General features: G+C 66.1%; 12 protein-coding genes and 2 tRNA genes. 12 read left to right on the top strand and 2 right to left on the bottom strand.

The features are described from left to right. Positions 1-118 precede the first annotated feature (118 nt). The 10 genes from gnd to HNO80_RS11700 all read left to right on the top strand — a co-directional run bounded on the left by gnd (position 119) and on the right by HNO80_RS11700 (position 10,259). A complete protein-coding gene (gene gnd / locus HNO80_RS11745) occupies positions 119-1,003 on the top strand; it encodes a phosphogluconate dehydrogenase (NAD(+)-dependent, decarboxylating) (protein ID WP_175323033.1) in 885 nt (294 codons plus the stop codon). 22 nt (positions 1,004-1,025) lie between these two features. Further along, on the top strand, positions 1,026-2,228 hold the full coding sequence (recF, locus tag HNO80_RS11740) for a DNA replication/repair protein RecF (RefSeq protein ID WP_175323032.1): 1,203 nt from the start codon (positions 1,026-1,028) through the stop codon (positions 2,226-2,228). Further along, the gene (locus HNO80_RS11735; protein ID WP_175323031.1) at positions 2,225-2,782 is read left to right on the top strand and encodes a DciA family protein; all 558 of its coding nucleotides are present in this window, start codon (positions 2,225-2,227) and stop codon (positions 2,780-2,782) included. The genes recF and HNO80_RS11735 overlap by 4 nt, the downstream gene beginning before the upstream one ends. 469 nt (positions 2,783-3,251) lie before the next feature. Continuing rightward, positions 3,252-5,339: a DNA topoisomerase (ATP-hydrolyzing) subunit B gene (gyrB, locus tag HNO80_RS11730; RefSeq protein WP_175323030.1), complete on the top strand. Its 2,088-nt coding sequence runs from the start codon at positions 3,252-3,254 to the stop codon at positions 5,337-5,339. Between the two features lie 58 nt (positions 5,340-5,397). Continuing rightward, a complete protein-coding gene (gyrA, locus tag HNO80_RS11725) occupies positions 5,398-8,106 on the top strand; it encodes a DNA gyrase subunit A (protein WP_175323029.1) in 2,709 nt (902 codons plus the stop codon). Then, on the top strand, positions 8,103-8,729 hold the full coding sequence (locus tag HNO80_RS11720; protein WP_175323028.1) for a DUF3566 domain-containing protein: 627 nt from the start codon (positions 8,103-8,105) through the stop codon (positions 8,727-8,729). Before gyrA ends, HNO80_RS11720 begins: the two co-directional genes overlap by 4 nt. 98 nt (positions 8,730-8,827) lie before the next feature. Beyond that, positions 8,828-8,901, top strand: a tRNA-Ile gene (locus HNO80_RS11715). A 32-nt stretch (positions 8,902-8,933) separates the two neighbouring features. Continuing rightward, on the top strand, positions 8,934-9,077 hold the full coding sequence (locus tag HNO80_RS11710) for a DLW-39 family protein (protein ID WP_175322972.1): 144 nt from the start codon (positions 8,934-8,936) through the stop codon (positions 9,075-9,077). Between the two features lie 71 nt (positions 9,078-9,148). After that, a tRNA-Ala gene (locus tag HNO80_RS11705) sits at positions 9,149-9,224 on the top strand. A 120-nt stretch (positions 9,225-9,344) separates the two neighbouring features. After that, positions 9,345-10,259, top strand: a complete 915-nt coding sequence (locus HNO80_RS11700; protein WP_175323027.1) for a DMT family transporter — start codon at positions 9,345-9,347, stop codon at positions 10,257-10,259. A gap of 42 nt (positions 10,260-10,301) precedes the next feature. Here HNO80_RS11700 and HNO80_RS11695 read toward each other — a convergent pair whose 3' ends face one another. Continuing rightward, entirely contained in the window at positions 10,302-11,177 is an 876-nt protein-coding gene (locus HNO80_RS11695; protein ID WP_175323026.1) for a glycosyltransferase family 2 protein, read from the bottom strand. 155 nt (positions 11,178-11,332) lie between these two features. Further along, positions 11,333-12,271: a hypothetical protein gene (locus tag HNO80_RS11690; protein WP_175323025.1), complete on the bottom strand. Its 939-nt coding sequence runs from the start codon at positions 12,269-12,271 to the stop codon at positions 11,333-11,335. Positions 12,272-12,425: 154 nt separating this feature from the next. On the opposite strand from HNO80_RS11690, the gene HNO80_RS11685 reads away from it, so the two are divergent. After that, positions 12,426-12,971, top strand: coding sequence for a peptidylprolyl isomerase (locus tag HNO80_RS11685; RefSeq protein ID WP_175323024.1), 546 nt, complete (start codon positions 12,426-12,428; stop codon positions 12,969-12,971). 8 nt (positions 12,972-12,979) lie between these two features. Further along, the gene (locus HNO80_RS11680) at positions 12,980-13,873 is read left to right on the top strand and encodes a rhomboid family intramembrane serine protease (RefSeq protein ID WP_175323023.1); all 894 of its coding nucleotides are present in this window, start codon (positions 12,980-12,982) and stop codon (positions 13,871-13,873) included. The last annotated feature ends 24 nt before the right edge of the window (positions 13,874-13,897 follow it).

Here is a 13,897-nt window from a genome sequence, read left to right as displayed (position 1 = left end):
CGCCACCCTCGCCTCGCAAGCTCGGCCAGGGAACCCTGGCGGCGTGGGCCCAGGCAGTTGTTGTCGTTCTGGGCCCAAAACGACAACCGACACCCAATGCAGAAAGAGAACCCGCACCATGCACATTGGACTGATCGGCCTTGGAAAAATGGGCTTCAATATGCGCGAACGCCTGCGCAAGGGCGGAATTCAGGTCACCGGTTTTGACCGCAATCCGGATGTCACCGACGTGGACACCGTTGACGAGCTGATCGCCGCACTCCCGGCTCCGCGCCTGATCTGGGTCATGGTTCCCGCCGGCGAGATCACCGATGCGGTCATCAGCGAACTCGGCAGCAAGCTCGACGCCGGCGACCTGGTGATCGACGGCGGCAACTCCCGCTTCACCGAAGACCAGAAGCACGCGGCCGCGCTGGCCGAAAAGGGCGTCCGTTTTGCCGACTGCGGAGTGTCCGGCGGCGTGTGGGGCCTGCAGAACGGCTACGGACTGATGGCCGGCGGTGATCCTGCCGACATCGAACGGGCACTCCCGGTCTTTGACGCACTCCGCCCGGAAGGCGACCGCGCGGACAGCTTCGTGCACGTGGGCGGCGTCGGCGCCGGACACTACGCCAAGATGGTGCACAACGGCATCGAATACGGTCTGATGCAGGCCTATGCGGAAGGCTACGAACTCCTCGCGGCGAAGGACATCGTGACCGATCTGCCCGGCACCTTCCGGGCCTGGCAGAAAGGCACGGTTGTCCGCTCCTGGCTGCTGGACCTGATGGTCAAAGCCCTGGATGAGGATCCCGGTCTGGAATCCATTGACGACTACGTCGAGGACTCGGGCGAGGGACGGTGGACGGTGGAGGAAGCGATTGCCAACGCGGTGCCGGCCCCGGCCATCACGGCGGCGCTGTTCGCTCGCTTCTCCTCCCGCGAAGACAGCTCGCCGGCCATGAAGATGGTGTCCGCCCTGCGCCACCAGTTCGGCGGACACGCCACCCGGCCGGCCAAGTAACCCCTGGAATCCTGCAACCGGCGTGTACCTCGAACAACTTTCGCTGACAGATTTCCGCAGTTACGCACAGGTTGACCTCAGCCTGGAACCGGGTGTCACAGTGCTCGTGGGCTCCAACGGCATCGGCAAGACCAACCTGATGGAAGCCATTGGCTACCTGGCCACGCTGAGCTCGCACCGGGTCAGCACCGATGCCCCGCTGCTGCGGTTCGGCACCGAGCGGGCGATGATCCGGGCCAAACTGGTCCGCGGCGAACAGTCCACCGTGCTGGAGTTGGAAATCAACGGCGGCCGCGCCAACCGGGCCCGCATCAACCGAAGCAACCCGGTCCGGGCAAGGGACATCTTGGGAATCTGCCAGACGGTCCTCTTTGCCCCCGAAGACCTAGCCCTGGTCAAGGGCGATCCGTCCAACCGGCGCCGCTTCCTGGATGAGCTCCTGGTCAGCCTTGTTCCCCGGCACGCCGCCACCCGCGGCGACTACGACCGGGTGCTGAAACAACGCAACGCGCTGCTCAAATCCGGCCGTAACGGCAAGTTCACCGCCGGCCACGAGGCAACGCTCGACGTCTGGGACCAGCACATGGCCCGGGCCGGAGCGGAACTCCTGCACGCGCGGCTTGAGCTGGTGGAACTGCTGCAGCCGCATCTCAAGAACGCCTACGCCCAGCTCACCGACGGGTCCAAAGAGGCCGGAACGGTCTACCGCTCCACCTTGCAGGGGGTGCTCGATGACGACGGCGAAGCGTCAGCGGGCGGACCGTCTGGCGCCCCGGCCAGCCTCGAGGAGCTCCGCCGGCTGAGCGTGGAGGAGCTCACCGAACGCTACATCCAAGCGTTCGCGGCCTCGCGCCGCAAGGAACTGGAGCGCGGAATCTCGCTCGTGGGCCCGCACCGCGACGAACTGGAACTGGTCCTGGGGCAGGCACCGGCCAAGGGGTATGCCTCGCATGGGGAAACCTGGTCCATGTGCCTGTCCCTGCGCCTTGCCTCGTACTATGTGATGCTGGACGACGCTCGCACCGGCGGCTCCGCGCCGATCCTGATTCTGGATGACGTTTTTGCCGAACTGGACGTCCAGCGGCGGCGTAAACTGGCGGCAATAGTATCCGGCGCGGAACAGGTTCTGGTGACGGCCGCCGTCGAGGACGACATCCCGGCAGAACTGGCCGGACGGCGGGTGAAGGTCATTCCGGGAGGAATCGATGAGCCGGACAAGCGATGAATAAGGACACCGACGGCGGCCTGCAACCCGGCCGCGACCCCGATGACATCGACGCCGCGCAGGCGGCATTGAACCGGATGCGCGATGCCGCGGCAGCCCGCGGAGAAATCCGCCGGAAGGCGCCCCCATGGCCGGGCAGCACCCAAAAGCCGGCCCGCAGTGCCGGCACCCGCGGCTTCAGCCAGTTCCACGGCACCGGACGGGACCCGCTGGGGCTCGGCAAGGTGGTGGGACGGCTCGTCGCGGAACGGGGCTGGAGCTCACCCGTGGCGGTCGGCTCCGTCATGGCGCAATGGCCGGCCCTCGTGGGACCGGAAATTTCCGCACACTGCACACCGGAGAGCTTTACCGACACGACACTCCACGTGCGCTGCGATTCCACGGCCTGGGCCACCCAGCTGCGCCTGCTCAGCCTGAGCCTGCTGGAGAAATTCCGCGTCGAATTGGGTGAGGGCGTCGTGACCAGTATCCAGGTGCTCGGTCCCGCGGCGCCAAGCTGGCGGAAGGGTGCCCGGACGGTCAACGGCCGCGGCCCGCGCGACACCTACGGGTAGCCCGCGGCGCGGTCCACGGTCCAGTCCGCGGTCCAGTCCGCGGCACGGTCCACGGTCCAGTCCGCGGTCTAGTCCGCTCCGCCGGGTATGAAGCACTTCTTCCAAAACTATTGAAAAATCCGCAAACGCCGTGTAGGGCGCTCCAACGCCCCGGACTCGTATAGGAACCCAGCCGGACTACCCCGGGAGCCGTGCAGCCGGAGCCAATGGCCTCTCAGCGGCACTTTAGCTGCCGTTTGGGCCTCTGGAATGCGGGAATCCGCCCTATAACACGGTAGAATCGAGGTAGATAACTGGGCGCCGGTGAAACGTCGACTGAGTCCGTTTCCGACGCAATTTCTATGCGCGGAATCGGCTGATGCGACCCATGCAGCGGCGCCAACAGTGACGTGCCTGTTGGCGGTAACCGTTCCTCTTCGGAAGCGGCGACGGCCGGCCTTCAACGAACATAGAGGAGTCGAAAGCGCCTGTGGCTAACGACAATACAGATTTCCCGGCAGCGGACCCAGCGGCGGAAGGTGCTTCAGCGGCCACCCCTGCGGAGGCGGTGACCCCCCGCGAGTACGGCGCCAGCGACATCACGGTGCTTGAGGGCCTGGAGGCGGTCCGGAAACGCCCCGGCATGTACATCGGTTCCACCGGTCCCCGCGGCCTGCACCACCTGGTCTATGAAGTCGTGGACAACTCGGTCGATGAAGCGCTGGCCGGGTACTGCACCCACATCGAGATCGTCCTGCAGGCCGACGGCGGCGTCAAGGTCGTCGACAACGGCCGCGGCATCCCCGTGGACATGCACCCCACCGAGCACAAGCCCACGGTGGAGGTTGTCATGACCATCCTGCACGCCGGCGGAAAGTTCGGCGGCGGCGGGTACGCGGTCTCCGGCGGCCTGCACGGCGTCGGCATTTCGGTGGTGAACGCGCTCTCGAGCCGTGTTGATACCGAGGTCCGCCGGCAGGGCCACGTCTGGCGGATGTCCTTCGCCGACGGCGGCAAGCCCCAGGGCAGCCTGGTCAAGGGCGAGGAAACCCAGGAAACCGGCACCACCCAGACGTTCTACCCGGACGGCACCATCTTCGAGTCCACCGAGTTCGATTTTGAGACCCTGCGGGCCCGCTTCCAGCAGATGGCATTCCTGAACAAGGGACTGCGCATCACGCTGACCGACGAGCGCCGCGCCGCCGCGGAGCCGTCCGAGGACGAGGACCTGGACCTCGACGTCGTCGAGACCGAAGGCGAAGTCCCCGCGGAGTTCCACACCGTGGTGTACCAGTACGACGACGGCCTGCTGGACTATGTGAAGCACCTGAACTCCGGCAAGAAGGTCGACGTCGTCCACGAGGACGTCATCGCTTTCGAAACCGAGGACAAGGAACGGCATATCGCCCTGGAAATGGCGATGCAGTGGACCAACGCATATTCCGAGAGCGTCCACACCTACGCCAATACCATCAACACCCACGAGGGCGGAACCCACGAAGAGGGTTTCCGCGCCGCGATGACCTCGCTCATCAACCGCTATGCGCGGGAGAAGAGCATCATCAAGGAAAAGGACGACAACCTCACGGGCGATGACATCCGTGAGGGCCTGACCGCGGTGATCTCGGTCAAGCTCGCCGAACCGCAGTTCGAGGGCCAGACCAAGACCAAGCTCGGCAACTCCGAGGTCAAGGGCTTCGTCCAGCGCGTAGTCACCGACGGTCTCGGCGACTGGCTGGAACGCAACCCCGGCCCGGCCCGCGACGTGATCCGCAAGGCCATCTCCGCGGCGCAGGCCCGCATGGCAGCCCGCAAGGCCCGCGACAACGCGCGCCGCAAGAGCCCGCTGGAATCGTTCGGCATGCCCGGCAAGCTGTCCGACTGCTCCTCCAAGGACCCGCAGAAGTGCGAGGTCTACATCGTGGAGGGTGACTCGGCCGGCGGTTCGGCCAAGCGCGGGCGCAACCCCGAGACCCAGGCCATCCTGCCGCTGCGCGGCAAGATCCTCAACGTCGAGCGTGCCCGGCTCGACAAGGCCCTCGGCAACGCCGAAGTCCAGTCCATGATCACCGCGTTCGGCACCGGCATCGGCGAGGACTTCGACCTGGCCAAGCTCCGGTACCACAAGATCGTCCTGATGGCCGATGCCGACGTCGACGGCCAGCACATCACCACGCTGCTGATGACGTTGCTCTTCCGCTACATGCGCCCGCTGATCGAGAACGGCTACGTCTACCTGGCCCAGCCGCCGCTGTACCGGATCAAGTGGTCCAACGCCCCGCACGACTACGTCTACAGCGACCGCGAACGCGACGCGAAGCTGGTCTCCGGCCAGGCCGCCGGCCGACGGATCCCCAAGGACAACGGCATCCAGCGCTACAAGGGCCTCGGCGAAATGGACTACACGGAACTCTGGGACACCACCATGGACCCCGAGCACCGCACCCTCCTGCAGGTCACCATGGATGACGCGCTGGCAGCGGATCAGACCTTCTCCGTCCTGATGGGCGAGGACGTCGAATCCCGCCGAAACTTCATTCAGCAGAACGCCAAGGACGTTCGGTTCCTGGATATCTAGCGGCCAAGCCTCTACATATTCCAGAACCGATATATACCTGAAACGGAAAATATAGACTATGAGTGACGAAACACCCGAGGTCCCGCCCGCATCCGGCGCGGAGCCCGTGCTCGAGGGCACCGTTCTTGACACCGATGTGCTGACCGACCGCGTCGAACAGGTTGACCTGCAGACCGAAATGCAGCGCTCCTACCTCGACTACGCCATGGCCGTCATCGTCGGACGTGCGCTGCCGGACGTCCGCGACGGACTCAAGCCCGTCCACCGCCGCGTGCTGTACGCGATGTTCGACGGCGGCTACCGCCCGGATCGGTCCTTCAACAAGTGCGCCCGCGTAGTCGGCGAGGTCATGGGCCAGTACCACCCGCACGGCGACACCGCGATCTACGACGCCCTGGTCCGCCTGATCCAGGACTGGACCATGCGCTACCCGCTGGCACTCGGCCAGGGCAACTTCGGTTCGCCCGGCAACGACGGCGCCGCGGCTCCCCGGTACACCGAAACCAAGATGGCACCGCTGGCCATGGAAATGGTCCGGGACATCGACGAGGAAACCGTTGATTTCCAGGACAACTACGACGGCAAGAACCAGGAACCGACCATCCTGCCGGCGCGTTTCCCGAACCTCCTGGTAAACGGTTCTTCCGGCATCGCGGTCGGCATGGCCACCAACATTCCGCCGCACAACCTCCGTGAGGTTGCCGACGGCGTTCAGTGGTACCTGGCCAACCCGACCGCCAGCCGCGAGGAGCTGCTCGAAGAACTGATCCAGCGGATCAAGGGACCCGACTTCCCGACCGGCGCCACCATCCTGGGCCACAAGGGCATCGAGGACGCCTACCGCACCGGCCGCGGCTCCATCACCATGCGCGCCGTCGTCAACGTCGAGGAACTCCAGGGCCGCACCTGCCTCGTGGTCACCGAGCTGCCGTACCAGGCCAACCCGGACAACCTGGCGATCAAGATTGCCGAACTCGTCAAGGACGGCAAGATTTCCGGCATCGCCGACCTCCGCGACGAGACCTCGGGCCGCACCGGCCAGCGCCTCGTCATTGTGCTCAAGCGCGACGCCGTCGCCAAGGTGGTGCTGAACAACCTCTACAAGCACACCCAGCTGCAGGACAACTTCGCGGCGAACATGCTTGCAATCGTCGACGGGGTGCCGCGCACGCTCAGCCTCGACGCGTTTATCCGGCACTGGGTCACTCACCAGATGGACGTCATCGCCCGGCGCACCCGGTACCGCCTGCGCAAGGCGGAGGAGGAAGCCCACATCCTGCGCGCCCTCCTCAAGGCGCTGGACGCGCTGGACGAGGTCATCGCCCTGATCCGGGCCTCCACCACCACCGAAGCGGCCCGCGACGGCCTGATGGAACTGCTGGACATCGACGAACTGCAGGCCCGGGCCATCCTGGACATGCAGCTGCGCCGGCTTGCCGCCCTGGAGCGGCAGAAGATCCAGGACCGCCACTCGGAACTCGAGGCCCTGATCGCCGAATACAACTCGATCCTTGCCTCCGAGGAGCGCCAGCGGGAGATCATCAGCACCGAGCTGGCCGAAATTGTGGCCAAGCACGGCGACGACCGCAAGACCAAGGTCCTGATGGGCTACGACGGCGACATGTCGATCGAGGATCTGATCCCCGAAGAGGAAATGGTCGTCACGATCACCCGGGGCGGCTACGTCAAGCGCACCCGCAGCGACAACTACCGGTCCCAGCAGCGCGGCGGCAAGGGCATCAAGGGCGCCCAGCTGCGCGGCGACGACGTCGTGGAGCACTTCTTCGTCACCACCACGCACCACTGGCTGCTGTTCTTCACGAACCTGGGCCGCGTGTACCGTGCCAAGGCGTACGAACTGGTGGAAGCGGCCCGCGACGCCAAGGGCCAGCACGTGGCGAACCTGCTGGCCTTCCAGCCGGACGAGCACATCGCCCAGGTGCTGGACCTGCGCGACTACCAGCACGCCCCGTACCTGGTGCTCGCCACCAAGCGCGGCCTGGTTAAGAAGACGCGGCTGGAGGACTACGACACCAACCGCTCCGCCGGCGTGATAGCCATCAACCTGCGCGACGGCGACGAGCTGGTCTCGGCACAGCTGGTATCCGAAACGGATGACCTGATGCTGGTCTCCCGCAAGGGCCAGTCGATCCGCTTCACCGCCACGGACGAGGCACTGCGCCCGATGGGCCGGGCAACGTCCGGCGTCACCGGGATGAAGTTCCGCGAGGACGACGAACTGCTGGCGGCCGACGTCGTACAGGACGGGTCGTTCGTCTTCATCGTGACCGAAGGCGGCTTCGCCAAGCGGACCGCGGTGGAGGAATACCGTCTCCAGGGCCGCGGCGGACTCGGCATCAAGGTGGGTAAGTACCAGGAGGAACGCGGACACCTCGTCGGTGCCCTCATCGTGAACGAGGAAGACGAAGTCCTGGTGGTCATGGAAGGCGGCAAGGTGGTCCGCTCCTCGGTGACCGGGGTCCCCGCAAAGGGCCGAGACACCATGGGCGTGATCTTCGCCAAACCGGACAAGAACGACCGCATCATCGCGGTGGCCCGCAACAGCGAACGCGGCCTCGAGACCGACGAAACAGCCCTCGAAAGCGGGGATGAAAGTCGGGCTACGGAGCAGGATGACGTAACGTTGGCTGGAGAGACCGGATCACACGAGGGGTCCGCAGAGACAGAATCAGTACCGGCCCCGGAGTCAGATGAGTCATCAGGCCATGCCGAACTGGACGAAGATAATACCGGAGGTAACGCGTGAGCAATTCCGACTCATATCCCAAGTCGAGCAGCGGCCCGGGCGGGATGCGGCAGCCGACTGCCGCCCCGCGGGTGAACGCCCCGTCGCGTCCGCAGCAGCGCCCGGCCGGTGCCGTCCCCGGGCAGCGTCCCGCCGTCCCCGGACAGCGCCCGGCCGCTCCGGGACAGCGTCCCGCAGCCCCCGGACAACGCCCGGAAGCCTCCGGCCAGCGCCCCGCCCAGGGAGCACCGGGACTTGTTAAGCCGGCGCCGAAGGCGAAAGTCCGCCGCGCGCGCCTGCTGATCAGCAAGGTTGACCCTTGGTCCGTGCTCAAGATGGCTTTCCTGCTCTCGGTGGCGCTCGGCATCGTGACCGTCGTCGCCGCGATCGTCCTCTGGACCGTCCTGGACCTGACCGGCATTTTCGACCAGGTGGACGGGCTCCTCGGAACCTTGGCCGGCTCCGAAAGCGGCGGCTTCGAACTGAAGAAGGTTGCCTCCCTCGGCCAGGTCGCGTCATTCGCCGTGATCATCGCGGTGATCAACGTGGTGCTGCTGACGGCCCTGTCGATGCTCTCGGCAGTGCTGTACAACATCGCTGCCACCCTCGTGGGCGGCATCGGCGTCACCCTCACGGACGACTAGAACCCGTACTTTTCCCGGATATTCTCCGGGGAAATGCCTCGATTTGAGATCGGGCCGGGATGTGCTGTAAAGTCATATCTCGGCCCGATGAGGCATCGGGGCGTATAGCTCAGGCGGTTAGAGCGCTTCGCTGATAACGAAGAGGTCCCAGGTTCAAGTCCTGGTACGCCCACGGAACCTGTACTGGTTCCTGTAAAGGTCCACGTGAAACTGGACCGGAACGGGGTGCATGTGAAGAAGTTGCTGGTTGTTGCAGCCACGATCGCAGGCGTCCTGCTCTACAGGAAGGTGCAGGAATCCGAAGCCCGGAAGGCAGTCTGGAGCGAATCGACCGACACGGTTGATTAGCCCGGAACCCCGGCAGGAAAGCTGGAAACGGCTCTCCGGCACTGGGGTATGATTGACGGGTTGCTTCTTATGGGGGCATGGCGCAATTGGTAGCGCACCTGCTTTGCAAGCAGGGGGTTCGGGGTTCGAGTCCCCGTGCCTCCACCATAGGAAAAGGTCCCGGCCAGCGGAAACGCTGACCGGGACCTTTTGCGTTAAGCCCTCAAGGCTTCCGTAACGGGCCGGCGCGGAACTGGAACGCCCCCGCCGGCACACTACTGTTGGAGCGTGAACTTCTTCCTCGCCGCCCTCGGCGTGCTGGGTGTCGCCTCCTCCGGCCCGTTGATCGCCGCCACCCTGGGCGCCACGTCCGTCAGCGCCCTCGCTATCGCATTCTGGCGCAACGCGATCGGAGCGGCCGTGATGGCCGGGCCCGTGCTGGTTCGCCAGCCCCGCCAGTTCGGCCGGGTCACGGGCAGCGAGTTCCGCTGGTCGCTGGCGGCGGCCGTGGCGCTGGCACTGCACTTCGCCTGCTTCATCACGTCCCTGCAGCTGACCTCGGTGGCGGCCGCGACCGCCCTGGTCTGCCTGCAATCGGGCTGGATTGCCGTTTTCCAGCTCTTCCGGGGGGTCCGGCACCGCTGGCAGGTACTCGCCGGGCTCGGCCTCGCCTTCGGCGGGGTCGTGGCCATCACCGGCTTCGACATGGGCAGCTCGCCGCAGGCCCTGGTTGGGGATCTTCTCGCGGTTGCCGGGGGCGTGCTGGCGGGTATCTACACCCTGGCCGGCGGCAAGGCCCGCCAGACCATGGGCACCGGCGTCTACACCACGCTTTGCTACGGTATGTGCGCCGCCGTTGTGGCTGTACTGGCCCTGGCCACCGGGCAGCCGCTGGCGGGCTTCGACGCGACCGGCTGGCTGGGCATCCTGGCCATCACCGTCTGCGCGCAGCTGGTGGGCCACACGGCGTTCAACCACCTGCTCGCCACGATGAGCCCGTTGCTGGTTTCGATGATCATCCTGCTGGAGATCCCGGGGGCGGCACTGCTGGCGGCGGCCTTCCTGGGCGAGACGCTGCCGGCCGGAACCTATGCCGGACTGGGGATGATCCTGGTGGGACTCGCCGTCGTCGTGATGGGCCAGCGCCGCTCCCGCGCGGTGCGGCGCAGCGCCGCCCGCCTGGCAGAGCTGGGGACGGACTGACGACGGCGGCCGGCGCGGGTGCGCGCGCGGGCCATAGGGGCCTTACTGGCCGCCGCGGCGGGCCGGCTGGGCCGTGTTGACGGTGTGAATGGCGCGCAGCAGCTTCGCCGGGAAGTACACCGAGAAGAAGACCACCATGGGCGCCTTCAGAGCCATCTTCTTGACGTTGTGCGCCTTGTAGGTGCGGTCGAAGCGTGTGACGTAGTAGCGGTAGTCGCGGGGCGAGTCCTCGAGCCGGCGCGCTGACATCCCGGACACCATCTGCGGCCAGTACTGGATCCGCAGCTCGTGGTCGGCGAGGTGAAGGGAGAGATCGATGTCCTCATGCATCTCATCCTTCTCATCCCGGCAGGTCTCCAGCCGAATGGTCTCCCACGCGGAACGGCGCAGGGCCATGTTGGAGCCGAAAAGGAAGTGGTACTGGTGCTTGGCCAGCTTGAGCATAAGCTGGCGCATCTTGTCATCGGCCTTGAGGCCGAAGCGGCGCATTGGCATGTCGTAGTAGACGACGGGCCCGGTGGCGGCATGCACGGACGCGTCCGCGAAGGCCTGCTGGACCTGCTCGACCCAGTCCGGTTCCAGCACCGAATCGGCGTCGATCCTGCCCAGAACATCGCCGCTGGCGTGGTCCAGGCCGAAGTTCCGGGTCGGGATGAGGCCCTGGTCCGTGTCCTGGCTGAGCAGGATGATCGGGCTTTCCGGGTATTCCAGCTGCATCTGGCGGACGATCTCCGCGGTGCGGTCCTTGGACATGTTGTCCACCACGATGATCTCGTGCGCCGGGACGGACTGGTAAACGGCGGCAATCAGGCACTGCCGGATGACGCTTTCCTCGTTGTACGCCGGAATGACGATGGAGACCGCCGGGGGCGGCTCAGCATCGTGTGGGGCATCCACGGAGGGTTCATCGGGTGACATCCCCCCAAATTTAGCACCTGCACCGTTCTTGCGACCTTTTGACGGGCATCCCGGGCGGGGAAAGGCAAACCAAAAGGAGGGACCCCGCCAGCAGCGGAATCCCTCCTTGAGGTGCAGTCCTCAGGCTGCCGGTTGGTTCACCGGCAGACCGGGAGCTACTTGGTCTTGTCGTCGCCGTTCAGGCTCGCTGCGATGTTGCGAACCGCCGTCTTGGCGTCGGTCGCAACCTTCCCCGAGGAATCCCCCGACTTGGCTGCAGCGGCGTCGGCGGCGTCCGCCGAAGCATCGGCCGCCTTGTCGGCTGCGGCAACCGTCGCGTCGGCGGCGTCGCTTACGCTTTCCTTCACGGTTTCCTTGACGTCGCTGACCGTGGTGGCCGGAACCGGGGCCGGCGTTGCGGGCGTGACCGGGGCAGGAGTCTTCCACGGGTCCTCGATCGGCTTGGAAGCCTTCCAGGCGGCGACGCCGGCGGCTACCGCCGCGGCGATGACGCCGAAGATAAGGAACCCGCGGTGCTTGGGCTTCTGCGGCTTCGCGACCTCGCCGGTGACAACCCGGCTGGCTTCGGCGGCTGCGGCCTTGATCTGCTGGCCCGCGGACTGCGCCTGCTCCTGGATGTTGTGGACAACACCGGAGTCAACCAGCCGCTGTGCCACAGCGTCCACGTGCGCCGGTGCGCCTTCCAGGGTGCGGTGCACGGCGTCGGAGGCGTGGCCGATCTGGTCCGAGAGCTTGGGCAGGTACTCGACGACCACGCGGTCGCGGGCGTTCGCGATCACCGGGGTGGCCTTGTCCAGTGCATCGTGCAGCCGGGGGGTGGCGCTTTCGACGGCGTCGTGGATCTTCGGTGCCAGCTGGGCCAGCCCGTCCTGAATGCGGGGGGTTACGGTGGCGACACCGTCGGCCAGGTTGTGGGCCGCAGACTTGAGGCCCTCCTGGATCTTGGGAGAAGCGGTGTCCAGGCCCTGCTGCAGACGCGGAACAGCCCAGTCGACGGCTGCTTCAACCCTCGGGCCTGCCCAGTCCTTGGCGTTTTCTACTGCGGTGCTGACTGACTGCTCCAGCTCACGGGCAATACGATCCGTTTTCTTCACAACTACCTCCCGATTAATGTGACGGTTCTGCAGTTAGCCTACGTGTCCCGGACTCCACCGGCTATTCTTAGGCCCGATTTCGGCTGGATTTCACCCAGCGCGGAACTGACTGTGCGGCCCTGTGCGCGAACCCCTGCCGTGGAAGAATAGGGCCATGACTGCCATCGCAACCGCAAAAGCAACCATTCACACGAGCCTGGGCGACATCGTCGTCAACCTCTTCGGCAACCACGCGCCCAAGACCGTCAAGAACTTCGTCGGCCTGGCCACCGGTGAGCAGGCCTGGACTCACCCGGAAACCGGTGAGGACAAGACCGGCACGCCGCTCTACAACGGCACCATCTTCCACCGCATCATCAAGGACTTCATGATCCAGGCCGGCGACCCGCTGGGCCGTGGCATCGGCGGACCGGGCTACAAGTTCGACGACGAAATCCACCCGGAGCTGACCTTCAACGAGCCCTACAAGCTGGCCATGGCCAACGCCGGCATCCAGATGGGCCGCGGCACGAACGGATCCCAGTTCTTCATCACCACCATCCCGACCGGCTGGCTGCAGGGCAAGCACAGCATCTTCGGCGAGGTCGCGGACGAGGAGTCCAAGAAGGTCGTCGACGCCATCGAAGGTGTCCGCACCGGCATGGGCGACCGCCCGGTCGAGGACGTCGTCATCAACAGCATTGACGTAGAACAGCTCTAGTCCACGCCATGAGCTACGGAATTCCGGCGGCAGAGCCGTCCGCGGAGATCCCGGTGTGCCCCCGGCACCCGGACCGGCCCGCCTACGTGCGGTGCCAGCGGTGCGGGCGCCCTGCGTGCCCCGACTGCCAGCGGGCGGCCGCCGTCGGATTCCAGTGCGTTGACTGTGTCAACGAAACCAAACGTACGACGCCGACGGCCCGCTCGGTCTACGGCGGCGCCGCCGCCCTGGGGAAGCCGCTGGCCACCTTCGGGATCATCGCAGCCTGCGTCCTCGTCTACGTGCTGCAGTGGATAGTTCCCAACGACGGGATCTACCAGAACTTCGCCTTCGCCACGCCCTACGCCAACCCCGCGTACGGCGCCTTCGAACCCTGGCGGATGCTGACCTCGGCCTTCCTCCATTCCCAGGGCTTCATCCTCCACATCGTGCTCAACATGTACATGCTGTGGATGTTCGGCCAGGCGCTGGAGCCCCTTCTGGGGCGTGTCCGCTTCCTGGCCCTCTATCTGCTCTCCGCCGTCGGCGGATCGGTCGGCTACCTCCTGCTGACCCCGGCCTATGCACCCGGCCAGGAAGTCAGCGGCGTAGTGGGTGCCTCCGGTGCCATCTTCGGTCTCTTCGGCGCCATGCTGGTGGTCCAGCGCCACCGCGGCGGCGACACCCGCCAACTCTGGGTCCTGATCGCCATCAACGGCGTCATTGGCTTTGTCATCCCCCAGATCGCCTGGCAGGCCCACCTTGGCGGCCTCATCACCGGGGCGCTGAGCGCCGCCGTGATCGCCTACGTTCCGCGGGGCCGTCGCCAGGGTCTCCTGCAGGCTGCCGGACTTGCCGTGGTGCTTTGCCTGCTCATCGCGGCCACCGCCGTGCACGCCGCGGCCACCGCCCTGCCCGCCTAGGCACCGCGCTCCCCGGGTTGCCGG

This window comes from Arthrobacter sp. C9C5, assembly GCF_013359735.1.
In the GTDB taxonomy this organism is placed as follows: Bacteria; Actinomycetota; Actinomycetes; order Actinomycetales; family Micrococcaceae; genus Arthrobacter.
Note: the sequence above shows the minus strand (reverse complement) of the source record. Positions and strands in the feature narration are given on the sequence as shown.